This is a genomic window from Prevotella sp. Rep29, assembly GCF_019551475.1.
Classification (GTDB): Bacteria; Bacteroidota; Bacteroidia; order Bacteroidales; family Bacteroidaceae; genus Prevotella.
Window position 1 is genome coordinate 1,119,328 of the sequence record NZ_CP047159.1, and the last position, 26,883, is coordinate 1,146,210.

Consider the following 26,883-nt stretch of genomic DNA (forward strand, 5'->3'; position numbering starts at 1 on the left):
CGCAGCATGAGCGAGCGTTGAAATATGCATGTCGTCAATCACGTTGTTGATAAGAAAAATGAAAGAAAAAGTGCTTTACATTTGTCAAATCTACATTTTTTATTTATATTTGCAAACAGATGGAAACTTAATCTTTTAATTAACAACAAAATGAAAAATTCAGTTATTACATTCCCGGTGCCGGCAAACGAGCCCGTAAAAGCCTATCTGGCTGGCTCTCCGGAGCGCGTTGAACTCGAGAAAGAGTTGAAGCGCCAGAGCAAATTAGTGGTTGACATTCCAATTATCATCGGCGGTGAAGAGATTCGCACGGGCGATGTGGGCAAGGTGACTTGTCCGCACGACCATAAGCACGTGCTGGCTACTTACCACAAGGTGGGCAAGAAGGAAGTTGAAATGGCGGTCAAGGCTGCCATGAAAGCTTGGAAGGAATGGAGCCGTACGCCGTGGACAACACGCGCAGCTGTCGTGATGAAGATGGCAGAGCTGCTCGCTACGAAGTATCGCCCCATCCTGAATGCTGCCACGATGCTCGGACAGAGCAAGAACATCTATCAGGCGGAAATCGACTCTGCATGCGAGACAATCGACTTCTTCCGCTACAACGTGCACTACGCTTCGAAGATTTACAGCATGCAGCCGAAAGATGGAGTAGGACACTTGAACCACATGGAATATCGTCCGCTGGAAGGATTCATCCTGGCAGTCACCCCGTTCAACTTCACGTCGATTGCATCCAACCTTTGCATGACGCCGGTTCTGATGGGTAACGTGGCGCTCTGGAAACCTTCAACGACCGCTTTGCTGAGCAACTACTATCTGATGCAGCTCTACAAGGAGGCAGGTCTTCCCGATGGTGTCATCAACTTCCTGCCGGGTAGCGGCGCGCTGATAGGCGAGGTGGCTACGCAGTCGAAATACTTCTCAGGCATTCACTTCACCGGTTCTACGGAGACGTTCAACTCACTCTGGCGTCAGGCAGGTCAGAACCTTGGCAAATACATCTCTTATCCGCGCCTCGTAGGTGAGACGGGTGGTAAGGACTTCATCTTCGTTCATCCTTCTGCAGATGCGAAGGCAGTGGCAACGGCAGCATTCTGCGGTGCGTTCGAGTTCCAAGGACAGAAGTGCTCGGCAGCCTCTCGCATGTACATCCCGAAGAGCCTCTGGGGTGATGTGCTGAAAGATATCAAGCGCATGGCGAAAGAAGTGAAGATGGGCGACGTGGCAGATGCGAAGAACTTCATCAACGCCGTGATTGACCAGGCTTCGTTCGACAAGTGCAAGTCGTATATCGACTATGCGAAGAAGGCGAAAGACGCTAAGGTCGTGATGGGCGGTAAGTGCGACAAGACGAAGGGTTGGTTTGTTGAGCCTACGGTTATCGAGACAACAAATCCGCGCTTCAAGTCGATGGTAGAAGAAATCTTCGGCCCGATTCTCACCGTTTATCCTTATGACGACAACAAGGTTGACGAGGCAGTTAAGCTCTGCGACGAGACTTCTCCTTACGGACTTACAGGTGCGGTGTTCGGACGTGACCGCCTTGCAGTAGAGAAACTTGCCGACAAGTTGAGCTATGCAGCCGGAAACTTCTACATCAACGACAAGCCGACAGGTGCTGTGGTTGGTATGCAGCCGTTCGGTGGTGCACGTGCGAGCGGTACGAACGACAAGGCTGGTGGCGAGTTCAACCTCATTCGCTGGATTATCCCGCGTGTGATTAAGGAGACGCTTGTTTCGCCGACGGATTACCGTTACACCTATTTGAAATAATGTAGGTAGCGAAGCCGAAAGGCGCAGCTAACCTGTAAATACGAATAAACCCCAAAAGCCGGAAAGCTTTTGGGGTTTATTGTTTCTCGTTTTTTCAGTCAAGGGTAGAACCTTTAATTTTCAAATCAAATGAATTTGGTCATCAAATTCACTTGATTTGGTAATCAAATTCAGTGAATTTGGTTTTCGAGAGTTAAACTTTGGTTGCTGAACGTTGCCGTTTTGTCTGGCAAGAGTCCATTCAGGGGCTTTTATTTCTTGGGGAATATGATGGCTCTGTCGCGCTCGATGGCAGGCTTTGTCCATTCTTCGGGCACGAAGCGCCAATTGTCGTGTTTCTTTGGTTTGACTATTTTCATGCGTTCAATCTCGTTCATGAGGTAGTATCGCTGATCGCGTTCGCTCTCGAAAATGATGCGGTTCACGAGTTCTTCCCTCGGTATTCCCGCTCCTTTGGTGAGCAGTTCGCCGCCTCCGTTTCCGCGATAGCTGTTCATTGCCACTCTGTACCATTGCTTCTCGTTGAAAGGCTCTCCGTTGCTCATGCGCAGTATGCGCACTTTCTCTCCGTCGGGTTTGGTCACGTCCACTTCGTAGTCAATACCTGCGGCGCTGTCGAAGTTGAAAGCGAGGTTTTTGAATCCGAATCGCTTCATGTCGTTATGCGTGTATTCGCTGAGGAGCATGATGTGGTCGTCGGGCGATGTCATGGTGTTGACCCACAGGTCGTAGCTCATTTCGAGGTGTTTGCGTATCTCCTCGCCCGTGAGTCTCAACACGTAGATTTGGTTTTCATATCGGTAGAGGTTGAACATGTCGCTCACATACACCACGCCTTTTTGTATGCTGATGTCGAAGGCGAGTGGGGCGTTGAACGAGATGTCGGCACCTGTTATCTGCAGTTGCAGGTCGTGTATGAAGTCGGTGAATGCGGCATTTCCGAAATAGCAGTCGCGCGAATAGATGCTTTCTTCGAACACGCCGATGGGTCGGTGAATGAAGTTGCTCACGCTGTCGATTGTCTCTTCGAAGCGTTTCATGTATGCCTCGTCGATTTCTTGTTGCTCGATGTTGACCACTTCGCCTGTTATTTCTTTCTTCAGGATTTGTCCTTTCTTGTTGATTTGGAGGTTGATTTCCGCATCAGCCACCATATAGGCGTTGGCTGAGGGGTTGAGCAGGAGCACGTCGTTGCCCTCTTGGTTTTTGACGATGCTTTTGTGTTGTGCGTGGTCGTGTCCGAAGAGAATTATGTCGAATCCCGGCACTTCCCTTGCCACGCGCATGGTGGCGTCTTCTTCATACTCGTCGGTGGTGATGCCTCCGTCTTTTCCCGAGTGGAAGAGTCCGATGATGATGTCGGGCTTTTCTGTCGTCTTGAGGTGGTTCACCCAGTAGCGTGCCGATGCGGTGATGTCTTCGAACCGTAGTCCGCTCCATAGTGATTCGCGCAACCAGTTGGGTATTGCGGGTGTGAGCATTCCGACGACGGCTATTTTCACGCCTTCGCGTTTGAATATGGCGTATGGCGCAACGTAGGGTTTGCCGGTTTTCGTGTCGATGATGTTGGCTCCGAGCATGGGGCATTCCACTTCTCGTATCCATTTGTCATACACCTCGTGTCCTGTTTCTATGTCGTGGTTTCCGATGGTCTGTGCGTCGTATTTCATGTAGTTGATGACTTCCGCCGCGACGTTCGGAATGTTGGGATTGATGTAGTTGCAGTAGTAGCACGTCGGTTGGCCTTGCAGGATGTCGCCGTTGTCGAGCAGCAGCAGATTGTTGCCGTAGTGCTTTCTCAGGCTGTCAACATAGGTGATGACGCGTGCCAGCGTTCCTTCTTTCGGCTTCCTGTTGATGAAGTCGTAAGGGAAGAAGCATCCGTGCACGTCGCTTGTCTGAATGATTCTCAACTTGACTGTCTTTGGTTTTGCCGTGATGAATGAATTAAAGAAGAATGCTGCCATACATAGGATAAATATTTTCTTCATGTGTAATATCTTTTATTTTGTGTGCAAAAGTAAGCAAAAATTCTTATCTTTGCAAAAGAGAGATAAACAAATACAAAACGAAAAATGGAAATGAGTTTTAACTGGGCGGAGGATATGAACTGCGCCGTCACGGTGTGTGACAAATCGGGAGTGATTGTGTTTATGAATCAGAAGTCGCGTGAGACGTTCTGTAAGAATGGCGAGTCGATGGTTGGTCGCTCCATGATACCTTGCCACAATGAGCGTTCGCAGGGAATCATCCGTGAGATGTTGGAGAAAGGAACGAGCAACAGCTATACGATTCAGAAGAACGGTGTGAAGAAGATGATTTATCAGACACCGTGGCGGGAGAACGGCGAGATAATGGGGCTCGTGGAAATCTCCATGGTCATTCCTGAAGAGATGCCGCACTATGTGCGCGGATAGGTCTTTTGCGAGCCGTGAACGTGCTCTTTGCAAAGAGTGAACGTGCTCTTTGCGGTGCGTGAAAGGGTCAGTTGCTTATCGTGCTTCTGAAACCTTCGAGGTTTTCATATTTGCGCTTCATCATGCGTCTGTAGATGTTGCGTATCCATAGTTTGTGGGTTGCGATGAAGGCAAAGCCGATGGCCATCAGCACGAGGTAAGTGGGTGTCTCGCCAATGACAAGTTTAAGCACCGAGATGAGAATGAGCGGCACGGCGAAGACGAGGATATTCACAAAGAGTTGCAGATAGTTGGTCTCCATGCTTCCTTTTCCGACGAATTTGCTGTTTAGCGGAATGGTCTGCTTGTTATATACTGCCATCTGGAAGAACAGGAAATAGAGAAATCCTGCCATGAAGACCATGACGGCGAGAAGCATCATCAGCGAGCACTTTCCCGTGACGACCATCGGAAGCATCAGCAGGAGGGGAAGCAGCAGGAGTGCGGTGTAGAAGTAGTATTTGGCGCGCAGGAGCGAGACAATGTTCTCTTGGCGCACCATCAGACACTCGATGTAGTTGCCTTCGTGGCACATGACCTTGACGAGAATCATGGCGCCGTAGATGCCGAAGTTGTAGATACACCAGAAGACGACCATATTGTTGTAAATATCGCTAAATGAAATAGCGAAGCTCAGGAGCGCGACCGCTACCGTAGCGAAGATAAATCCCTTCTTGATGTTCTTGTTGCGCATGATGCTTTTTACCTCTAACTTCAGGTATTCGCCCGTCTCCTCGAACCGGTCGAACATCTTGAACTGGCTGACGTGATGGAGCTTGGTCGTTTCCGTGCGCGACAACTCCGCATACACAAAGCGGTATTGCAGTCGGCGGTTGATGTAGATAAGTATCGCCAGCACCGCAAACAAAAAGAGCCAGGGAAGGGGTTTCCACGTTGCAAGCAGGTATCCCCCGTCGGCATAAAACTGGCAGCATTTTGCCATGTCGGCACCTTCCCAGGCGTATGCCGGCAAGAAGATGAGGGCATAGACGATGAGTGGCAGCACCCACCAGGCTATATGGCGGTTGATGAGGCTCCTTGCCAGCATGTACCATTGGCTGTTGATGAGTATCAGCACGTAGAAGCCTGCCAGGCAACCGAGCGTGACTCCTATTCCCTCAGAAAAGACGATGGACATGATGCTGTAGGGTATGAGCATGGCAAACCACGTGAGGTTGCCGATGCTGAGCAGCGAATTGGCTATGAAGCAGTCAATGCACGTGTATCGGGAAATGGGGAGGAGTATGTAGGGCTTGATTTGCTGCGAAGGCGTTTGCTGTGCGATGAACCTGAAAAAGAAATCCAAGGCAAGGATGAATGGCGCAATGCCGAATATCAGCTCTGATGCCGTGGTGCTATGGCTCTCGTTGGCAATCAAGGCAAACATGATGGCGAAGCCTATCAGGTAGAGTAATATGAAGGCAGCGCCAATCCACAAAAATACTTTTGCCACTTTGTTTTGTGTGACGGCGGGATTGCGCTTGTCTGCCAGACTGTTATGCGTGCGCAATGTCTTAAAGAGCTGGAACTTGTTCATGTTTATCTCAAGTCGATGATTTCCGCATTGGGATAATTCTTCGCGTTGAATGTGAAGAGCGCGTCACTGAGTGTCTTCATCTGGAAGTTGCTGATGGTGATGGTGCTCCACTTGTTGTTCTGCCGCATTCTTACTTGTGTGGGAAGGTTGGTCGCCTTGTTGACGGTGACGTACATCTCTTGTATCGACTGTTTTTTCTGGTCTTTGAGATGTATCTGATAGCTGTTGCCGACGGTTTTCATCGCCAGTGCATATCCTTTTTTATATAATGTGATGAACGTGTAGGGGTTCATCTGTGCCTGTTGTGCGGCATTCGGATTGCTGACGTTCACCTCTTCGCTCTTCGCCAGATAGGTCCATTGGGTCTTTCCGTTGTACCATGTGGCTGCCTGTGGTGTCTTTGCGTAGAACTTGTTTCCTTTGACGTAGAGCGTTCCCGAGAGTTTTCCACTGGCGCCTCCGTCGATGGTGAAGTTGGCACTTGCGCCTCCTTTGCGCGTGATGAGTTTTGCTGCCTTGTCAAGTATCTGCTTTGCCTGAGCCGCATTTTGCGCATAGGCGGTTAAAGAGAGCAGAAGGGTCAGCGCTATCAGTATGTTTTTTCTTTTCATCGTTATTGCTTTTTGTCAGTATGACGCTCGTTTGCGAACAAGGTTTAACTTATTTTGCCAGCGAGGCGAGCAGTTGCTCGAGCGTGTTGAGGTCTTGTATGAGCACTTCGCGCGGTTTGCTGCCTTGTGCCACGCCCACGATTCCTGCCTGTTCGAGTTGATCCATCAGTCGTCCGGCACGGTTGTAGCCGATAGAGAAGCGCCGTTGAACCATGCTCGTTGAGCCTTGTTGCGAGGAGACGATGGAGCGTGCCGCCTCGTTGAAGAGCGGGTCTATCTGTGCGTTGGCGTCGAATGAGCCGCCTCCGCCTGCGCTTTCTTCCACGATGGGTTCAGGAATTTCAAACGGGTGCTGCGGACCAGGTTGGTTACAGATGTGTTCGTTGATGCGTTCCACTTCGGGTGTATCAACGAAGGCGCATTGTACGCGTTCCGGTTCGTTGCCTACGAGACAGAGCATGTCACCGCGACCGATGAGTTGGTTGGCTCCCGTGCGGTCGAGGATGATACTGGAGTCGATGCGTTGAGCTGTCTTGAAGGCGATGCGTCCGGGGAAGTTGGCTTTGATTCCGCCGGTGATGACTTTCGCTGAAGGACGCTGGGTGGCAATTACCATGTGAATACCGATGGCACGTGCCAACTGTGCGATACGTGTCAATGGCGTTTCCACCTCTTTTCCTGCGGTGATAATCAAGTCGGCAAACTCATCGATGATGACCACGATGTAGGGCATGAAAGCATGTCCGTCTTTGGGACTGAGCCGGTGGTTGAGGAATTTTGTGTTATATTCTTTGATGTTTCGTGCTCCGGCTTTCTTGAGCAGGTCGTAGCGGTGGTCCATCAACACGCAGAGTCCGTTCAGGGTCTTGATTACTTTCGAGGTGTCGGTGATGATAGGTTCGTCCATGTTCTCGTCCAGCGCAGCCATGAAATGGTCGGCTATGGGACTATAGACGCTGAATTCCACCTTCTTCGGGTCGATGAGCACGAACTTCAGTTCGTTGGGATGTTTCTTGTAGAGCAGCGAAGTGATGATGGCGTTCATGCCGACCGACTTTCCCTGACCGGTCGCTCCTGCCACGAGCAGGTGTGGAACCTTTGCCAAATCTACCATATAGACCTCGTTCATGATGGTTTTTCCGAGCGCCATAGGCAGTTCCATGCTCTTTTCCGCTTCCTGGAACTTCTTCGAGTTGAGGATGCTCTGCATGGAGACGACATTTGCCTTGGCATTGGGCACTTCGATACCGATGGTTCCTTTTCCCGGTATCGGTGCGATGATGCGTATGCCCATGGCTGAGAGCGAGAGGGCGATGTCGTCTTCCAGGTTTTTGATTCTCGAGATTTTCACACCAGGTGCGGGAGTGACTTCATAGAGGGTGATGGTCGGTCCGATGGTTGCTCGTATCTCGCTGATTTGCACGCCGAATGAGTTGAGTACGCGGATGATTCGGTTCTTGTTCGACTCCTGTTCGTCGCGGTCGATATATGGTTTTCCGTCGTCTTCGTATTTCTTGAGCAGTTCGAGCGTCGGGAATTTGTATCTTGTGAAGGGCTCGCGGGGGTTGATGGGCGTGTTGATGTCCACGTTTGCCACGGTCTTCCCATCGGCTTTTTCCTCTTCTTTCATCACTTCAACCTTCATGCCCAACCCGTTCGAGTTGTTCGTGCCTTCATTGCTGAGGGGCTCTTCTGCAATCGGCTTTTCCTCTTCCTGTTCTTGTGGATGAAGGTATTCCTCTTGTGAAGTGCCGGCTTCATCGGTTGTTTCCCCGTCGTCGAAGGTTCCCACTTCTGCGGTCTTAGATTCTTTTGATGAATTGTTGGTGATGACAAAGGGTATTTTTTTCAGATAGCCGAACGGATTGAACATCTTCCGAATGATATTGATGGTCTCGGAGCTGACGAAAGCGAGGAAGGCGAGTGCCACGATGAGCAGCAGCGCGATGAGTCCCGGTGCTCCGATGACGTTCTCAATCCATTGCGAGACGTGCGCTCCGTGGTCTCCGCCGGGGGTGAATATGCGGTCGCCGAAGATGGGTTTGAGGAATTTTGCGAAGGTGACCGAGCACCAGATGGTGATGATGGCGAGGCTGAAAAACCATTTCCAGAGGTTCAGCTGGTAGGCGTTCATGAGTTTGAGTCCGCAGATGATGAGGAATAAGGGAATCGTGAACGCTGCTATTCCGAAGCAGCGGGAGATGAAGAAGTAGGAGACGATGGCTCCCACCGACCCGCAGGTGTTCTGGAAGCTGCGCGCCGTGTTTTCTATTTCGCCCGGTCGCAAATCGGTCACCAGACTTTGGTCGGCTTCGCCCGTAGAGAAATAGGAGATGAAGGCGATGACCATGACTATCGCCAGCAGTATCAGGACGATGCCTGAGACGAAGTTGAATGTTTCGTTCTTTTGAAATATATTGCGGGCGCCCAATGCTTCGAGGAATGATTTTTTCTTCTGCGCCGTTTTCTTTTTCTTTGCCATGTGGAATATGTTGTTGTGAATTTACATGCAAAAGTAAGGAAAAAAGTTAGAAAAGCCGATAAATTCGCAACTTTTTTTTAATTTTGCACTTTCAAAAGAGAGTGGTTGATGAAAAAAGTCATCTACAATAAATATGATAAGGCTCTGATAGGCGGTTTGCCTCAGGTGCTTTTCCCGGGTGAAGTGGTGGTGATTGTCGATGCTGCCGAGGCTGACCGTGCCGTTGATTTTCTGCTTTCCCATCCGCTTTTGGGCGTTGATACGGAGACGCGCCCCTCGTTCAGGAAAGGCAAGCAGAACCGGGTGGCGCTCCTTCAGGTGGCAACGCCGCAGCGCTGTTTCCTCTTCCGTCTGAACCGCTTGGGCTTGGTGCCGTCGGTGGTGCGGCTGCTGGAGGACAAGAGGACGCTGAAGGTGGGCTTGTCGTTACACGATGATTTGCTTTCTCTCCACCGTCTGGGAGCCTTCACGGCGGGGCGTTTTGCCGATTTACAGGACTTGATGACCGAGATAGGCATCGAGGACAAGAGTCTGCAGAAACTCTATGCCAATCTTTTCCACGAGAAAATCAGCAAACGGCAGCAGCTCTCGAACTGGGAGAACGACACGTTGTCGGAGAAGCAGAAAGGCTATGCTGCCACCGATGCGTGGGCGTGCATCAATTTGTATAATGAATATAACCGATTGCGGGAGACGGGTGATTATCAACTCGTTATAAGTGAAGCAAAGAAAGAGGAATATGTACAGGAAAGTATATCTGAAGAAGGGTAAGGAGGAAAGTCTCAAGCGCTTTCATCCGTGGATTTTCTCGGGTGCGATTCATCATGTGGATGAGGGCATCGGCGAGGGCGAAGTGGTGCGCGTGCTGACCGTCGATGGCGATTTCATTGCCGTTGGTCACTATCAGGTGGGCTCCATTGCCGTTCGTGTGCTTTCGTTCGACGACGAGGAGGTGGGTGAAGCCTTCTGGGAGCGCCGGCTGAGGGCGGCTTTGCAGATGCGCATTGCCGTAGGTTTGGCTGACGTGACGGGCAACGACACCTACCGTCTGGTGCACGGCGAGGGCGACTTCCTGCCAGGGTTGGTCATCGACTGCTATGGCAAGACGGCGGTCGTGCAGGCACATAGCGTAGGAATGCACGTCTCACGCCACGAGATAGCCCAAACGCTCGTCAGCGTGATGGAAGGCAGAATCGCCAACGTCTTCTACAAGAGTGAGACGACGCTCCCCTTCAAAGCAGATTTGGGGCAGGAGAACGGCTTTATCATTGGCGGGAGTGCCGACGATACGGCTGTTGAGAACGGCTTGCGCTTCCATGTCGATTGGCTGAAAGGGCAGAAGACGGGCTTTTTCATCGACCAGCGCGAGAACCGCCTCCTGTTGGAAAAATATGCCAAGGGTAGGGACGTGCTGAACATGTTCTGCTACACGGGTGGCTTCTCGTTCTATGCCATGCGCGGCGGTGCGCAGACGGTACATTCGGTGGACAGCAGCGCCAAAGCCATTGAGCTGACCCGTCAGAACATCGCCCTCAACTTCCCCGACGACAGCCGCCATCAGGCGTTTTGCGAAGATGCCTTCAAGTTTCTCGACGGAATCGACGGGCGCTACGACCTCATCGTGCTCGACCCGCCAGCCTTTGCCAAGCACCGCGGAGCGCTCCACAATGCGCTGAAAGGCTACACACGCCTCAACGCCAAGGCTTTCGAGCGGATACGCGAGGGAGGAATCCTCTTCACGTTCAGCTGCAGCCAGGTGGTCACGAAAGACCACTTCCGCAACGCCGTCTTCACCGCTGCCGCACAGTCGGGACGCAAGGTGCGGATATTGCATCAGCTGCATCAGCCCGCCGACCATCCTGTCAACATCTACCACCCCGAAGGCGAGTACCTGAAAGGACTTGTCTTGTACGTCGAATAACACACACCAGCGGATATGTCGAACAGCGATTTCCTGAAGAAAGTTTCAGCCTTCATCGCCAAGCACCAGATGCTTCAGAAGGAAGGCACCTACCTGGTGGCACTCTCGGGCGGAGCCGACAGCGTGGCGCTGCTGTGCGCCCTGCAGGCGTTGGGCTATCGCGTGAAAGCTGCACATTGCAATTTCCATCTCCGTGGCGAAGAGTCGCTCAGGGACGCCAAGTTTTGCAAGCAGCTGTGCAAGGAGAGAGGCATCTTCATGCATCAGACAAATTTCGACACCCGCGCCCATGCCGCCAAGCGCAAGATAAGCATCGAGATGGCTGCCCGACAGCTGCGCTATACGTATTTCTATAAGATGTTCTGGAAATATGGGTATGCTGGAGTGTGCATCGCCCACCACCGCGACGACTCCGTTGAGACGCTGCTCATCAATCTCATCCGCGGTACAGGCATTCATGGCTTGCGCGGCATCACACCAGTCAACGAGATTTTCTACCGACCGCTGCTCGGCGTCAGTCGGATGGAGATAGAAGACTATCTCAGCAGCATCGGGCAAGACTACATCACCGACAGCTCGAATCTCGTGGACGACGTGGTGAGAAACAAAATCCGGCTCAACGTACTGCCGCTGCTGGAGACCATCAACCCTTCCGTGCGCAAGTGCATCGCCAAGACTGCCGGCCGTATGCGCGATGCAGCATCCATCATCGACCGCGTGATGGAAGAACGGACTGGCGACTTCGACCTCTTCAGCACACACAGACCTATATTCATCTCCATAGCATTAATCAAAAACGAAGAACACCTGTACCTCCTACTGGAAGATTACGGCTTCAAACCCCAGCAGATAGAACAAATCTACGACAACCTTCACACCACGACGGGGAAGATGTTCCGCTCCGATACCTACGAACTGCTTTTCGACCGCGGAAACATCATTGTGGAACGTCGGGGGTGGGAAAATATTCCGCCGCTCACCATCACCGCGACAGGGACATATTCCTATTCCGGCGACAAGACCTTCACGGTGGCAGAAGAGGAGTACACGCCCGGAATGCTTCTTGATAGAGGACCACATTGTGCACTTCTCGACAAGGCGAAAGTGACGTTCCCCCTGACCGTCAGGCGCGCAGCGAAAGGCGACCGCTTCGTGCCTCTCGGCATGAAAGGCTCCAAGCTGCTCAGCGACTTCATGACCGACCGCAAGATGACGCGCTTCGAGAAACGTGCCCAGCTCGTCGTCACCGACGCCACCGGACGCATCATCTGGGTCGTCAGCCACCGACCCGACCACCGCTTCGCTGTTACCGGCGAAACGCGCAGTCTAATCACTATAAAATTGATAATTGACAATTGATAGTTCTTTTAGTCGCTTCGCTTGGGATTTCGCTTTGCACCTGAGCACCTACGGAGCGCAAGAAAAGCGTTAGAGACGATTATATAAATATGATTAGGTGTTTTCTACCTAAAATGTTTTATCCCTCGTAGGGGCGGATTGATGTATCCGCCCGCAAAGAAACAATCTGTATAATCTGCGCAATCTGCGGTTAATACTATTCGAGTGAATCAATGTATCCGCAGAAAACAATCCGTGTAATCTGTGCAATCTGCGGTTAATGACGTTTCATTTAATTGTTAAAATGTCAAGATTTCACCCGAAAAATGCTTACAAACGGGATGAAAGTTTTTGAATAGATATACGGCTGTTTCCGAATAATTATGCAAAACGTGCATATTTTTCACCGAAAAATGGTGGAAATTGCTTCCCAAAGTGCCACTTTCGGGCTTCAAAAGTGCAACTTTGGGAATGCGAAAGTGGCACTTTGGGGAGGTCAAAGTTGAACTTTCGCAAATCGCGTCTGCATGTTTTTGGTATAAAATGTGCTTTTTGCGTTTCTAACGCGCTGATTTTCAAGAAACTTTTCACAGGAGCGCTTAAAATGCTTCCGCCCTCGTCACAGTCCACCGACTTAAATATACAGCCTCTGAGTGCGTTAATATTTGTAAAGAAACCTAAAACGTCATCAGAAAAATGTCAAGGAAAATGACAAATGGAAGTCAGGAAAGTTAAGCCGGTAGAATCAGTGGAAAGTCTCATTTCTTTTGTCTTGGAGTAGGGGCGGATTGGTGTATCCGCCCGATTTGCTCCTGCGGGTCGATACATCAATCGACCCCTACATGCGTCATACCTTAATTAAAGAATTATGAATGTTACACCATCTCGGCATAAAAAACAAATGTATTTGTTTTGTTCTGCTCTCGATTTTTCGTAACTTTGTAAGAATTCTCAGCTTTTCTTTGTATAAAGGCTGTCTGAGGAATTGAAAGAAAATAGGGTTACGAATTGGCAACCGTACTCAATTCCACATTCTGCTATGAAATGCATTCAATGAACACCCGACGGTGAGCCACCAGCCGTTTCAATAACTCATCATCGGGTGCAAAGGTAAACATTTCTTTTGAAAGAGCAAAATCTATTCATCTCTTTTTTCCTCTGAGCTTGCTCATCGCTCTTGAACTGATTGCGGCATTTTTTGTGGCACTTGCCAGATAAGTGCGTATTAGGCTACGTCCTTCTTCTGAAATGATATGTCGCATACAGAACTACCTAAGAATACTGCATCAGGAGAATCTACCTTGAAATGTGTACATCTTTTATCTCTCTACTCTTTACTTTGATACATTCTGCGGACGAGGAATCGAATAGTACGACATTTACGCCACCATTATGTAATGAACTATTAAAGCATATACCATCAATACCATTAATCTTACAATACTCACAAATTAGTTGCGTTGGAACATACTCTAACTCGGAATCATATCGTCTTAAGGGTTTTGACAAGTCTGAACTTATAAGTTGTAGTATTTTTTGTTTTGCAATTACTTCTGAAAGCGAAATGGTAGAATTGTTATACGCATAATACAAACTCAATGCAGAGGTGAAATCCAAGATATTTAAGTCTCTTGTAGTCTTAAAACTTCCTATGGCTAACTTATCCAAATACAACGCACGGACTTCGTAGTATGTTGTTTCCTCGTTCTTGCACAAATACAAATAGGGTATACCAAGAGGATTTGCTCTACCTGCTGTTGCCTTCCCTCTCGGAGGACAACCCATATCGTTTTTGGTCAGATAGGTTCGCTCTGATGGAATGACTCTTGCTCTATACAAAATAGTGCCTTGGGGAATTGTTGTATTCGCTTCTATCATATTGTTACCATCAAAGTATGACAAATTTGCAAAGAACCTCTTTTCTTCTCGAACTTCCCTTTTTATATCATCCCATGTTGAGATGTCACTCTTGATAGCATCAACATATCCAACTTTTTCGTTTAAATCATAACCATAATTGTCTAATGACAAAAAATGACCTATGATTCTTTTGCCAACTTCATCATCAACAAAAATGTCCCAGTCCTTTTGAAGAAGACCAACTATATCTACCCCTTCTCTGGCTGGCTGAAACAAATGTAACAATTCCTTGAAGAAATCTGCAAAGATGTCGATGTCTACAACATATGCTTCTTGCCCACACGCATCGCAAATCCCAAAAACTGACGATTCGTTGCTGACAGAAATTTGTAATTCTACATCATTAAAGCAGTTACTACAGATTAACATAGTTATATATCAGTCGGACAAAATGCCGTTTATTAATTCAAGATGATTCAGTATTGATAACTTTTTTATATAGCCAAGCCCTGGGTAGCCATCTTCCTGGTTTGCTTTTTCAATTAACTCGTCAACAGCAGTAGTATGGGCAATACCATTACTATAGAATGGAGCTATCTTTATGGCTGCTTCATGGAATTTTCCACGAACATTGGATTGGTCAAAATTGCTATCTGATACAAAATGATGTACAAAAATCTGGTCTTCTGCCTTTTGGTATGTCAGATGAATGGCAATTGCATATGGCATCATGCCCCCCTCTATAAAGTCTTTAGGCAATGAAGTGTAGTCAGAAAAACCATATAGGCCATCAGCATTGTAATACGCGAAATCATCACTAAAGAATTCATCATCGGGTTCCGCATAATCTGCATTTCTTGACTTATTGTTAAATCTGTCTTCAAGCGAGATTAGTTGCTTGTTTAATCTAAGAAGCCTTGCCCGAGTTGATCTATTTCCATTGTTCCCATTCACGATATAAGAAACCCTTTCATTACGAAGAAAGTCCATCAAACTTTCATCATTGACATCAGCCCCATTAGGAAGTATAATCATTACTTGCTGGAGATTATTTTGATCAATATGATCGAGAAGGGCATTGGCATTTCGTCTGTATATATAAGCGGGAATCCAACCATCATGCGTACCGGCTAAAGAAGTCAGGCTTCCAAAAATGTCATTATTTACATTTGGATGTTTGAAATCTCCATCCTTAGGGTTAAGAATCATCGCAAATTGGAGCCCGCTATCCAACATGGTAGATATGGCTGTGTTAAGCCCTCCAAATTGTTGCTTTACAGGCTCTATAATGGGGACTACCTTTTCTTTGCCTTGATTTCCTGTTGCGAAATCTCGCAAAGCCAATAACTCAAACTGTTTACCTCTTAAATACGGGAAATACATAAATCAGACTTTTTTATTGGGTTACATAGTTGGTTAGCCAATTCGAGCCTTTGCTTTTCTGAGAGATTTAAAGAAAGACATATTTGCCTGAGTTCTTTCGGAACATCCTTCAATTTGCTTGTTACACTCTTTCTTTTCTTAATCTCATAAAGGAATAGCTCATTTAGCCTCAAGGATGGTATTTGCATAATGCGTGCTTTGCATGCATTGTACATTTGATATTCACTAACGTCAGGAAGATAACCATCAAATGATAACACGATGTCCTTGTATTCCTGTGTTCTCAGACATCCCATTAGAATTTCGGAATCGAGTTCTGAATTCTTAACAGCAGGTCTGTATTCATTTAATTTTATTCTCCCTCTATCATAAAATAACTCTATGATGCCTATAGTTGGTTCAACAATACTCTCATAATAACCTAAATCTTCAGAAGCAACAACAATATAACATTTGTTGAATACTTTCTTATAATCTCCCATCTGTTTGGAAAGCCTTCTTGATGTATCGAACTGGGTCTTAATTTCAAAAGCTTTACTCTCTCCATTCATCATGGCAAAGTCGACGATAGAGTTGCCTATCCGAAATTCATTGAATGCTATGGTGTTTTTTGTACCATACTTCTTCAACAAGAGTTGATTTATAATTTCGTTCTTGTATACATACTCGCATCTATAAAATCTCGCAATATACTTATATAGGTATAGAAGATAGTCAGAATATGATTCAATACCTCTCTGATACTGGTCATACGTTGAATATAGCCAATTCAAATGAGAGAAATCGTTATAGTTGATAATATCTGAAAACACCTTTCGAGTAAAGACTGAAGAATAGCTTCTCAATCTTTCGCCCTGTACGTATGGTGTAGTCTTATTCATACATGATATTGCAATAATCTGTGCAAAAATAATGTTTTTTCTTGAAAATAGCAACGATTTTTGAAGTTTTTTCGCAAAAACGTGCACAATGTGCCAACTTTTTTGTATTTTTGCATCATATGTTGACGCCATACACATCTATAAAAACTAAGCAAGATGTCATTCTTCTATTGAATGACAATAATTTTGTGCTGTCGTTGTGTGACAATCTGACATTTCTGATGAGAAAGTCTATCAGTCCCAATGATGATGACTATATTTGTTGTCAAAGAGAACAAGCTCCAATTCTTGGTCTGTATGTAAAAATTTACAAGTTCTGGAAGGAATGTATAGATGTTAACAAGCGTGGAGAGTTTGGCGTATACATTGTCTATGAACGCATCTTATATGAGGCATTTACAAAAATGGTCTATCTAATCGTAAATGGTAAGGAAGCATTGGATGACTTTAGGCTAGCCTCATACAAAAATCGAATCAACGTATATAACAAAACAGAAAAGAAAGTTGATGGAGTTAATCTTGTTCGAAACACAAAGTTTTTAGACGATTTGAAAGCTGACGGTTTTACTATTGAGGACTTAAAGTCTATCCATCCAAAGAACTTCAAAACAATACTGAATCTTGTCGATCAAACTTATACACAGGAAGAAAAGGATTTGATTTACACTTTAGAATATGGACTTTCATCTGATGCTATTCATTCTGACTGGGGTGAGCTACGTCAAATTCACCTAAATGATATTGGGGATGGAATGATGGTACCGAATATAGACGAACGAGTATATAATCATTATCGCATTATACTTCCTATAGCAGACATCATCACACTGGCAATACAAGCGTTCATTCCATACATAAATGAAACCAAAGCTGTTGTCATTGCAGGCGACGCTTTGGTTTCAATGGCCGAAGACATCCAACGTGTCCTTCGACTGATTTTTGAACACATCAAAGACGAATATGAAAATATCCCCGATGCGTTTATGACGAAATAAGAAATGTGTTAGTGGCTATCCATTAGTATCATTATGTATTCTTATTTCTTGACGCTATTTCTAATGTCGTCAATTGCCTCTCCGATACATCCTCCAAACAGGGTGAATAAACCGCCAAAGAAAGAACTGGCTCCAAATATTGCTGCGTCAGCTTTATCATTACTTAAAGATGCAAGAAACGCTATTACTCCAATTACGATAAACAATCCTCCAAGCCATTTGTAAATTGTTGAAACTTTACCAAGAAGTGTAGAACCAATGGTTTGATTGCTTGCAGTTGATGCTTGTTCTTTTTGTTGGTTTTCCAACATGTTTTCTAAATTACCCATACTTAAAGTTTTTTGTAAAATTTATATAATGAATAAGTCAAAACTACATACTCAGCAAAATAAAGTAAAACCACATCGTCTGCTTCATTCCATAAGCCAAAGCCTCTATAATGTGCAAACATAGTATTAGCTCCATACATGACACCAAACCCAATCATGGAAAGAATAGCAGGAATACACACTCCACTGAGAGCCATCTTAGATCTCTTAAGAAGGTAACCAAAATATGATGCCATAATAATACCTGCTAAGAAAACCCAATTTGTTGAGAAACTGAAGATATTTCGGCAAGCAGCGTATAAGGGATACTCTTCAGGTGTGAAATCATATTCTGAAATTATTCCATATCCGAATTTTCCACTTTTTGGTTGGTCACAAAATTCATAGATGATACCTATAACAGCGACAAATAGTATAAAGGCAGATGCAATTGCCGCTCCCAATGATATGTATCGAGTAATTATGTCCGTTGTGTCTAAAGCAGATGAGAGAAAAAGAAAGATTAGTGAAATAATGAGTAAATAGAAACTAAGACAGAGAAGTGTATTGGTATCAAAAGAATAACTATAACCATTCCACATTCTCGGCAATATGGTCAATATAATGATTCCAAGAAACACTCTTGTCGATACTTCGCCAGCCTTTATTATTGCATATACGATTGGGCCTACAACTATAACTAAAAGTATCAAAGCGTTTATGATATTGTCATAATATAAGTCAAGAACTGAATAAGTGGAATTGAGGCATACGGAAACACATAAAGCTCGAACTACAATCGAGTCTTTTACACAGAAGAAAGAAATTACCGATAAAATGGCCAAAATTACATGCGCTGTACTAAAACCATATGAAGGCATAGATAGCAATACTGCAACAGAAGAGAAAAAGCACAATTCTGCTTGATTCTTCAATGGAAATAATTGTTTGATATTCATATATGATTATTTTAAAATTTCCACATAAAGAGGCGCAGACTTTCGCCATACGCCGCACGGTTCACCACAAACCACATAGAAATATGGGAAATCTGCGCCCTATACGGGGCAGCTCCTATATTCTATGTTCGCTCGTAGCAAGTACGGTGGTGATTGTGCGGCTATCGAGCTTTATGTCTTTGCGCTCCTATCGGATTGCGAGTGCAAAAATAACAAATAATTTCGAGATTATGACTAAAATGAAGAAAAAAAATGAAATTAGTGTTTTTGCGGCTATACAAGTAGGAATTAATGAAGAACCGACAATGTTATAAGGCATACATTTCCCATGAAGGGTGTAGCCTAATACGCACTTTTCTGTGGAGTACCACACAAAGATGCTTGTCTGCTTTCGAATAAGCAAGCTCGGCAGACATTAGGCTTTTGTTTCCCTGAATTGTTATTTCACAACAAGGAATTATCAGAATGAGTTTATCTGGAGATCATGGCCTACCTTTGCACGCAAAATTCAAAAACTAAACAGACATGGAAGTAGTATCAATTGAGCGCAGTACCTACGAGGAGCTGCTGACGAGCTTCAACAGTTTCGTCACAAAGATGAAGGAGATGGCCAGTAGAGGCACAGACAAAGGGTTAGGTAACTGGCTTGACAACCAAGACGTGTGCCAGATGCTGAACATCAGCCCAAGAACATTACAAACTTTACGAGACAACGGAACATTGGCCTATTCTCAAATCAATCGTAAGGTATATTACAAGCCTGAGGATGTGGAGAGTATTCTTCATGTTGTGGCAGGTAGAGATAAGGATAGCAAGATGTGTAACCTCAAAACGGAGTGCCTATGAACGAACTGATAATGCCTCATAACGTCAGCGTAAAGAATGCGTTGGAGAACATGAAAGAGGTGCTTGCCCTATACAAGAAGGTGATAGGCAATTATCGCCCATTGCTTGATGGTGAACGCTACCTGACAGACAGAGAGGTGGCACAGATCCTGAAGGTCAGCAGACGAACGCTACAGGAATACCGAAATGATGGTTTACTACCTTATATATTATTAGGTGGCAAGGTGCTATATCGTGAGAGTGACTTGGAAAGGGTTCTGGAAAGTTGCTATCACCCTGCGTATATACGATAGGGAAAAAGAAAGATCCGTCAGTGGCTTGTGTGCTGAGGGAATATAATGCAGAAAGACGGATGACAGACTTCGCTAATCATTCGTCTTTCTGCTTTGAAGTATTTATGCGTCGTTAGTGGTTATGCTCTCTTTATATCCTTGAATGAGGCATTGAGCTTATTGCCGAGCATCGTCAAGTCATTGTCGAGTTTCTGGCTCGTGATTTTGGCATAAATCTGGGTGGTCACGATGTTAGTATGTCCCAATACGCGACTCACGCTCTCAATAGGCATTCCTTTTGAAAGCGCTAAGGTTGCGAATGAGTGACGTCCGCAATGGTAGGATATGGCTTTCTCTATGCCACAAGCTGACATCACCGTTTTCAGTTTCTTGCACATTGACCAGTAGTTCATCTTGCCGAACACCAGTTTGTCTTCCTGTAGGTGTTTGTAGCGGTCGATAATCTGCAAGGGTACCTCCATCAGCTTCACTTGAAAGGGAATGTTGGTCTTATGTCGCTTGCTGATAATCCACTTGTCACCGTTGATGTCCACGATGTTGGCCGTCGTCAGGTTCTTCACGTCGATGAACGAAAGGGCAGTGAAGCACACGAATACAAAGATGTCACGCACGAAGGCGAGACTGTCGTCGTCGAACTCATGGGTCACGACAGCCTTCAGTTCTTCCTCGGTCAGAAACTCCCTTTCCTTACAGTTCGGGCTGATGTGGAACTGCGCGAACGGGTTACGGGGAATCTTGCCGTTATAGTGCGCTCTCAGAACAACACCTTTCAGCCACATACATCGCTGCCAGATAGTGCCGTTGGCCAGTCCACGGTCTGTACTGAGGTAGGCGGCAAAGTCTTTGATGAACTCTGGTGTTAGTTCCAACATCGACATGTCTGTGCGACGGTAGTGCGACTGAATGAACTCTGCCACATCCTTCCGCGAACGCTCCATAGCCCAAAGCGTGCTTGCAGCCCTGTCCTTGCCCACACGTTTCTTCTGATTGTCGATGTCCTTGTCGAAAGCACTCAATAATGTCTCGTACTCGCTTCCAAATCCCTGATAGGAGTTGCGCACCATCTCTGCCGTCACGAAAGCCTCACGGTCAGAAAGATGCTGATAATGTTTGATAATCTGTGCCTTGATGTTATTCAGTTCGCGGTTGATCTGCAAAGCCTCCTTGCTACGGCCTTTGGCACAATTGCCCTTTACATCCCACATGTCAAGCGGAATCGTCTTCTTACAGCTGAACTGCGACTGAGTCCCATTAATCGTCACCCTGCCCATCACAGGCACAACACCGTTCTTCTCCTTACTCTTGTTCACATAGAACAGAATGTTAAAAGTACTTCTCATGTTTCTTACTCCTTTTTTAATTTTGGCTGCAAAACTACTGTTTCTTTTGGCATCCATCGCTATGCAAAATGTAGCAGTTTGCGGAATAAGAAACTGGAAGTGAACGGATGGTGAAAGGTACGCCATTCTGCCCCGATTTGCTTAGTCGATTAACCTGCATCAGAACCCTAATTTTGGGTTACGATTTGGCAACCTAACTCCTTCACCAATCCTCCCTAATTTGCTTTTAGCCCCAAATTGAACTTCTTCATTCTTCCCCGTCTTGCCTTTATTTTAGGCCGAACTGCGTTAATCTTCCAAAATCGCTTCGCTTTTACAAGCTTTTTTCGTAACTTTGCAGTGTTCCAATTTGCGCACAAAACGCAGATGGGACAACTACATATTGGAAAAGCGTCATTGATGCTTTGTTTTTGGCAACTCAAAATTACCACAGAAAAGACCAGTCAAGAACATTGCGGAGGTGAATGCTACGGGTGTAGTATATACTCCCCGGAGTGTGCCGAGGGCAAACTGTGTCCTCACGCACACTTTTGGGATGCATATATACTTACCAGCGTGGGTATTCAAGACTCTGTTTCGTTCACTGGTCAGGTTGTGGTAAACCTTGAGTTGCGGGCGAGCAGATGAGGATACCCCGTTTTTCGTTTATGTAGCAAACAAGGTAAAAAACAGCTGATGTTTGGGTATCGGTCAGTATTTATAACAAAAGAACGGATGGATGTAAATGCTGTTAAAGAATTAGGAAATGGATATATTATAGACTTTATATCTAACGAACCTGTTAAGGCAACTCCAGAAGAAGTTAATGCTGTACAGGTTTATTCGAAAATGTTAGTAGCAGACTATAATTATAATCGTAATCAAATACAAACTCATCCTCAGTTTAGGGTCAAGGCATCACCATCAGATACGGAGTATAGATATCCTGTTGATATTGTTGTATTTAAAACGGAAGAGAAAAAACGTGGGGATGAATATATAGTGGTGGAATGTAAAAAACCAACCCGTGAAGATGGTGTAGAACAGTTGAAGTTGTATCTTAAGTTTTCTGAAGCGGAACTTGGAGTTTGGTTTAATGGTGAAAACACTCATTACATTAGAAAAGTTATTAAAGGAGGAAGAATAGAGTTTGATGAAAATCTTCTGAACATCCCGGCGTATGGGCAAAGACTTGAGGATATAGGAAAATATAAAAAGGAGGATTTGATACCTACGCATAACTTGAAACAGAAGTTTATATCAATTAGAAACTATTTGGCTGGTAATGCTGTGGGTACTACGCGTGATGAAGAGTATGCAAGACAGATTATAAACGTTATCCTTTGCAAGTTGTATGATGAAAAATATACCCGTCCTACCGAAGTACTGACATTTAGAGCCGGAATAGATGAAAGTCCTAAAGATATAAAAAAGAGAATTGTTGACAGGTTCAAAGAAGCAAAAAGGACATACAAAGATGTCTTGGATGATTCGGATAACATAACATTGGATGATAAGTCATTAGCTTATATTGTCGGTGAACTTCAGCCCTATTCATTGATGACAGCGCAACGCGATGTGATTGGAGATGCTTTCGAAGTGTTTATCCATCGTGCATTAAAGGGAGGGCAAGGGCAATATTTTACGCCTAAAAATATAGTTCGCACAGCAATTCAAATTTTGGATCCAGGTTGTGATGACAAAATAATAGACCCTGCTTGTGGATCTGGAGGTTTTCTTATAGAGGGGCTCAAGTATCTTCATGGTAAAGTGGAAAAAATGGGAGCAGAAATGAATTGGCCGGAGGAAATGATAAAAGAAGAGAAGATAGCCAAGGCAAATATAAATTTCTGTGGAATAGAAAAAGATACTTTTTTGAGCAAGGTGGTAAAAGCCTACATGATTTTGATGGGTGATGGCAAAAGTGGCATTTTCTGTGAAGATAGTTTGAATGAACCAAAAGATTGGGATGGAAAAACAAAAGCTCGTATTCAATTAGATTGTTTTGATATTCTTTTAGCAAACCCTCCTTTTGGTGCAAAGATTCCCGTGAAGGGTGAGAAAAAACTTTCACAATATCCATTAGGTCATAAATGGAAATATGATAGAGATGGCAAATTGTGGACAAAGACAAACAAAGTAAAAGAAAGTGAAGCTCCGCAGATTCTTTTTTTGGATAGGTGTATAGATTTGGTAAGAGAAGGAGGAAAACTTGCAATAGTTGTTCCAGATGGTGTACTATGTAATCCGACAGACGGATATATTGTACAAGAGTTATTAAGCAAGACGGAACTTCTTGGACTAATAGATTTACCAATGAGCTCTTTTTTACCATATACGCCAACGAAAACACATCTTATTTTTCTGAAAAAAACAGCAACCCCGAGAGACGATTATCCATTTTTCATGAGTTACGCTAAAAGTTGTGGTCATGATAAACGAGGTCGTGAAATTAAAAATGATGAGATAGCAGAAATTCCAGAATATTTGAAAATGTTGAGAAACGGAAAAATAGAAAAGCCTTCACATCTTGGATGGTTTATGCGAATCAGTGATTTGAAAGACAATATATTATTGCCAAAATATTACAATCCAGACATTCAGACGGAATTGGATTCTTACTTACAATCTGGAGATTTTGAACTTAAAACTTTGCAAGAACTTCAGGATGATAAAATATTGAAAGTTTCAAGAGGACACGAGGTTGGTAGCGAACATTATGGGACGGGAGATATTCCTTTTGTCCGGACTTCTGAAATTTCGAATTGGGAAATAACTTCTGACTGTACTCATTGCCTTTCAGAAGATATTTATATGAAGTATAAAGATAAGCAAAATCTTGAGACGGAAGACATACTTGTCGTAAATGATGGCACCTATCTTATGGGTAGAGCAGCAATGATAACCGAGTCTGATTTAAAGATAATCTTTCAAAGCCATTTTAGAAGAATCAAAATATACAGAAAGGATATTCTGTCTCCTTATTTGCTTTTGGCCCTGTTGGGAATGGAAATCGTTCAAAGACAAATTGAATCCAAATCATTTAGACAGGGTACTATTTCAACAATGGGGAATAGGCTAATGGAAGTGAAAATACCAATACCAACCGATGATGTACTCAAAAGTAGAATAATTGATGACATGAAAATAATAATTAATAATAAAAATGAAGCAAAAAAGAAAGCGCAATCATATATCATCATGACAAAACAGGAGAATTTGATGGGCTTAAGAAATAAAGCTAAGATAGGTAATCTGTAAATTTTGATAGGACAATAAAAAAGCACGATACAAATAAATGTACCGTGCTTTTTTTGATAGTTATATGTTTTTGTGTCCTCGTCGAACAGTTGCGACGTTACTCGCTCTTGGTGAAGACGAGTTCTTCTTTTTCGGGATGTTTGTCGGCGTGGATGGTGTCGCCGCTTTGCAGTTCACCGCTCAGGATGCGCTCGCAGACACCGTCTTCGATGTGGTTTTGGATGGCGCGTTTGAGCGGGCGGGCACCGAACTGTACGTCGTAGCCCTTTGTGGCAACAAACTCCTTGGCAGCGTCGCTGACGGTCAGGTGATAGCCCATGTTCTCTATCCGCTTGAAGAGTCCTTTGAGCTCGATGTCGATGATGCGCTTGATGGCGTCGAGGTCGAGCTGGTCGAAGGTGATGATTTCGTCGAGGCGGTTGAGGAACTCAGGGGCGAACTGTCGGCTAAGGCTCTTCTGGATGATGGAGCGGGCGTGTTCCTTGTCTTTCTCGTCGAGCACGCCACCGAACTGTCCTCCGGTGTTGAAGCCGATGCCGCGTCCGAACTCTTTGAGTTGTCGGGTGCCGGCGTTGGAGGTCATGATGACGACGGTGTTACGGAAGTCGATAAGTCGCCCGTTGCCGTCGGTCAGTCGTCCTTCGTCGAGCACTTGCAGCAGGAGGTTGAAGACGTTGCCGTGGGCTTTCTCTATCTCGTCGAGCAGGACGATGGAGTAGGGTTTGCGACGCACTTTTTCGGTGAGCTGTCCGCCTTCTTCATAGCCGACGTATCCCGGAGGGGCGCCGACGAGTCGGGAGACGTTGAAACTCTCGGTGAATTCGCTCATGTCGATGCGTATGAGGTCGTCTTCGCTTCCGAACATTTCTTCGGCGAGTTTCTTGGCGAGATAGGTCTTTCCGACGCCTGTCGGACCGAGGAACATGAAGACGCCGATGGGGTGGTTGGGCTCTTTCAGTCCTACGCGGTTGCGCTGGATGGCTTTGACCATCTTTTCGATGGCTTCGTCTTGTGCGATGACGGCGCCTTTGAGCCGCTCTGCCATGTTTCTGAGACGTATGCCTTCAGCCTCTGCCATGCGCTGTACGGGCACGCCGGTCATCATCGACACGACGTCTGCCACTTCTTTCTCGGTGACGGTCTCGCGCGTTCCTGCCTCGCCGTTGCTCCATTGCTCGTTGAGACGTTGGAGCTCGGCTTCGAGCTGTGTCTGTCGGTCGCGGTAGTTGGCGGCGAGTTCGAAGTCTTGACTCTTGACGGCAGCGTCTTTCTTTTGCTTGACGAGTTCTATCTCTTTCTCCTTCTCGTTGATTTCGGGCGGCACTTGTGCGTGTTGCAGATGTACGCGTGCGCCCACTTCGTCGAGCGCGTCGATGGCTTTGTCGGGGAAGGAGCGGTCGGTCACGTAGCGTTCTGTCAGTTTGACACATGCTGTGATGGCATCGTCGGTGTAGGCAACGTGGTGATGTTGCTCGTAGCGGTCTTTGATGTTTTCGAGTATCTGCAGTGTCTCGACGGTATTGGTTGGCTCGACGAGCACTTTCTGGAAGCGTCGCTCGAGTGCTCCGTCTTTTTCTATGCTGTTGCGGTATTCGTCAAGAGTAGTGGCTCCGATGCACTGGATGGTGCCTCTTGCGAGTGCCGGTTTGAGGATGTTGGCAGCGTCCATTGAACCGGGTGTCGAGCCTGCTCCGATGATGGTGTGTATCTCGTCGATGAAGACGATGATGTCGGGATTCTGCTCGATTTCCTTGATAAGTGCCTTGATGCGCTCTTCGAACTGTCCGCGGTATTTGGTTCCTGCCACGACGGCGGTGAGGTCGAGACTCACGAGGCGTTTGTTGAACAGCACGGGCGATGTCTTGCGCTTGGCGATGAGTTGTGCCAGTCCTTCGACGATAGCGCTTTTGCCGACGCCCGGCTCGCCGATGAGTATGGGGTTGTTCTTTTTTCGGCGGCAGAGAATCTCTGTCACACGCTGTATCTCGCGCTCGCGTCCCACGACGGGGTCAAGCTTTCCTTCGAGGGCAGCAGCCGTGAGATTGACCGAGAAGTTATCGAGCACGGGGGTCTTTCCGCTACTCTTGCGTGCTTGTGTGGTCGTATGGCTGCCGTTCTGCTCCTCGTTGCGCGGGTTTTGTCCGATGGGTTCGAGTTCTTCCTCGTCTTCATCGGGGAGCCCGATGCCGCTTTGTGGCATGTTGGCTTTCTGCTGGAGATATTCCAAGGTGTCTTGATAGTTCATTTTGTTGAGTTCTAAGATTCGTTTTGCCTCGTTGCCCGATGGGTCGTGGAGGATAGCGAGGAGGAGATGCTGCACGTCGACGGTGTCTCGGTGCTGCGTGCGTGCCTCGATGACTGCTTGTCGGAGTATGTTGCTCGACTGCTCGCTGAGAGCGAGCTCTGTCGGATGGGTGCTTGCTGGCTCTCTCCGCACGTTGTTTTCAAGTTCTGTCTTTATGGATTGCAGATTGATGTTCAGTTTATCGAACATATCGTGTACAACGTCGCCTTTCCCCCTCATGATGCCCATGAGCAGATGCTCGGGACTTACCGACTGGCAGCAGAGGCGTTCTGCTTCCTCACGGCTGAAGGTGAGAATCTCAGAGAGTCTGTCTGAAAACAGGTTGTTCATGGTATGCCTTTCTTTTATATAT

Annotated in this window: 20 protein-coding genes; 9 read left to right on the plus strand and 11 right to left on the minus strand. The window is 46.1% G+C overall.

The annotated features are described in order from the left end of the window. The first annotated feature begins 150 nt into the window (after positions 1–150). Positions 151–1,776, plus strand: a complete 1,626-nt coding sequence (pruA, locus tag GRF55_RS04765; protein ID WP_220369381.1) for an L-glutamate gamma-semialdehyde dehydrogenase — start codon at positions 151–153, stop codon at positions 1,774–1,776. Positions 1,777–2,027: 251 nt separating this feature from the next. On the opposite strand, the gene GRF55_RS04770 is transcribed toward pruA, so the two are convergent. Then, positions 2,028–3,767, minus strand: coding sequence for a bifunctional UDP-sugar hydrolase/5'-nucleotidase (locus GRF55_RS04770; protein ID WP_220369382.1), 1,740 nt, complete (start codon positions 3,765–3,767; stop codon positions 2,028–2,030). A 90-nt stretch (positions 3,768–3,857) separates the two neighbouring features. On the opposite strand from GRF55_RS04770, the gene GRF55_RS04775 reads away from it, so the two are divergent. After that, positions 3,858–4,193, plus strand: coding sequence for a PAS domain-containing protein (locus tag GRF55_RS04775; RefSeq protein ID WP_370626759.1), 336 nt, complete (start codon positions 3,858–3,860; stop codon positions 4,191–4,193). A gap of 67 nt (positions 4,194–4,260) precedes the next feature. Here the strand turns inward: GRF55_RS04775 and GRF55_RS04780 are convergent, their stop codons facing one another. Genes GRF55_RS04780 through GRF55_RS04790 form a run of 3 tightly spaced genes read right to left on the minus strand, consistent with a single transcriptional unit; the run spans position 4,261 to position 8,862 of the window. Further along, on the minus strand, positions 4,261–5,769 hold the full coding sequence (locus tag GRF55_RS04780) for a DUF5687 family protein (RefSeq protein ID WP_220369384.1): 1,509 nt from the start codon (positions 5,767–5,769) through the stop codon (positions 4,261–4,263). 2 nt (positions 5,770–5,771) lie between these two features. Then, a complete protein-coding gene (locus GRF55_RS04785) occupies positions 5,772–6,380 on the minus strand; it encodes a LolA-like putative outer membrane lipoprotein chaperone (protein WP_220369385.1) in 609 nt (202 codons plus the stop codon). Between the two features lie 49 nt (positions 6,381–6,429). Beyond that, positions 6,430–8,862 carry a DNA translocase FtsK gene (locus tag GRF55_RS04790; protein ID WP_220369386.1) on the minus strand — a complete coding sequence of 811 codons (2,433 nt, stop codon included), beginning with the start codon at positions 8,860–8,862 and terminating at the stop codon, positions 6,430–6,432. Between the two features lie 108 nt (positions 8,863–8,970). Here GRF55_RS04790 and GRF55_RS04795 point away from each other — a divergent pair, with 108 nt between their 5' ends. From GRF55_RS04795 to tilS, 3 genes are read left to right on the plus strand one after another with little or no spacing between them, the layout of a single operon-like run. Further along, complete coding sequence (locus GRF55_RS04795; protein ID WP_220369387.1) at positions 8,971–9,633, plus strand: 3'-5' exonuclease; 663 nt, start codon at positions 8,971–8,973, stop codon at positions 9,631–9,633. Beyond that, positions 9,602–10,783 carry a class I SAM-dependent rRNA methyltransferase gene (locus tag GRF55_RS04800; RefSeq protein ID WP_220369388.1) on the plus strand — a complete coding sequence of 394 codons (1,182 nt, stop codon included), beginning with the start codon at positions 9,602–9,604 and terminating at the stop codon, positions 10,781–10,783. The genes GRF55_RS04795 and GRF55_RS04800 overlap by 32 nt, the downstream gene beginning before the upstream one ends. Before the next feature lie 15 nt (positions 10,784–10,798). After that, the gene (gene tilS, locus GRF55_RS04805) at positions 10,799–12,142 is read left to right on the plus strand and encodes a tRNA lysidine(34) synthetase TilS (protein WP_220369389.1); all 1,344 of its coding nucleotides are present in this window, start codon (positions 10,799–10,801) and stop codon (positions 12,140–12,142) included. A gap of 1,275 nt (positions 12,143–13,417) precedes the next feature. Here the strand turns inward: tilS and GRF55_RS04810 are convergent. Genes GRF55_RS04810 through GRF55_RS04820 form a run of 3 tightly spaced genes read right to left on the minus strand, consistent with a single transcriptional unit; the run spans position 13,418 to position 16,245 of the window. Further along, complete coding sequence (locus GRF55_RS04810; protein ID WP_220369390.1) at positions 13,418–14,410, minus strand: RES family NAD+ phosphorylase; 993 nt, start codon at positions 14,408–14,410, stop codon at positions 13,418–13,420. 9 nt (positions 14,411–14,419) lie between these two features. After that, entirely contained in the window at positions 14,420–15,364 is a 945-nt protein-coding gene (locus GRF55_RS04815; RefSeq protein WP_220369391.1) for a sce7725 family protein, read from the minus strand. Beyond that, on the minus strand, positions 15,346–16,245 hold the full coding sequence (locus GRF55_RS04820) for a sce7726 family protein (protein WP_220369392.1): 900 nt from the start codon (positions 16,243–16,245) through the stop codon (positions 15,346–15,348). The genes GRF55_RS04815 and GRF55_RS04820 overlap by 19 nt, the downstream gene beginning before the upstream one ends. Before the next feature lie 41 nt (positions 16,246–16,286). Between GRF55_RS04820 and GRF55_RS04825 the strand changes: the two genes are divergently transcribed. Continuing rightward, positions 16,287–17,240, plus strand: a complete 954-nt coding sequence (locus GRF55_RS04825) for a DUF5677 domain-containing protein (RefSeq protein ID WP_220369393.1) — start codon at positions 16,287–16,289, stop codon at positions 17,238–17,240. Positions 17,241–17,281: 41 nt separating this feature from the next. On the opposite strand, the gene GRF55_RS04830 is transcribed toward GRF55_RS04825, so the two are convergent. Continuing rightward, positions 17,282–17,569, minus strand: coding sequence for a hypothetical protein (locus tag GRF55_RS04830; RefSeq protein WP_220369394.1), 288 nt, complete (start codon positions 17,567–17,569; stop codon positions 17,282–17,284). 2 nt (positions 17,570–17,571) lie between these two features. Continuing rightward, positions 17,572–18,507 (minus strand): hypothetical protein, encoded by a 936-nt coding sequence (locus tag GRF55_RS04835; protein ID WP_220369395.1) that lies wholly within the window; start codon positions 18,505–18,507, stop codon positions 17,572–17,574. Between the two features lie 525 nt (positions 18,508–19,032). On the opposite strand from GRF55_RS04835, the gene GRF55_RS04840 reads away from it, so the two are divergent. Next, a complete protein-coding gene (locus GRF55_RS04840; protein WP_220369396.1) occupies positions 19,033–19,353 on the plus strand; it encodes a helix-turn-helix domain-containing protein in 321 nt (106 codons plus the stop codon). Continuing rightward, the gene (locus GRF55_RS04845) at positions 19,350–19,646 is read left to right on the plus strand and encodes a helix-turn-helix domain-containing protein (RefSeq protein WP_220369397.1); all 297 of its coding nucleotides are present in this window, start codon (positions 19,350–19,352) and stop codon (positions 19,644–19,646) included. Before GRF55_RS04840 ends, GRF55_RS04845 begins: the two co-directional genes overlap by 4 nt. A 119-nt stretch (positions 19,647–19,765) precedes the next feature. Here the strand turns inward: GRF55_RS04845 and GRF55_RS04850 are convergent, their stop codons facing one another. Next, a complete protein-coding gene (locus tag GRF55_RS04850) occupies positions 19,766–20,986 on the minus strand; it encodes a site-specific integrase (protein ID WP_220369398.1) in 1,221 nt (406 codons plus the stop codon). Between the two features lie 714 nt (positions 20,987–21,700). Here GRF55_RS04850 and GRF55_RS04855 point away from each other — a divergent pair. Further along, positions 21,701–24,226 carry an N-6 DNA methylase gene (locus GRF55_RS04855; RefSeq protein ID WP_220369399.1) on the plus strand — a complete coding sequence of 842 codons (2,526 nt, stop codon included), beginning with the start codon at positions 21,701–21,703 and terminating at the stop codon, positions 24,224–24,226. 97 nt (positions 24,227–24,323) lie between these two features. Here GRF55_RS04855 and GRF55_RS04860 read toward each other — a convergent pair whose 3' ends face one another. Next, positions 24,324–26,861: an ATP-dependent Clp protease ATP-binding subunit gene (locus GRF55_RS04860; RefSeq protein WP_220369400.1), complete on the minus strand. Its 2,538-nt coding sequence runs from the start codon at positions 26,859–26,861 to the stop codon at positions 24,324–24,326. Positions 26,862–26,883: the final 22 nt, after the last annotated feature.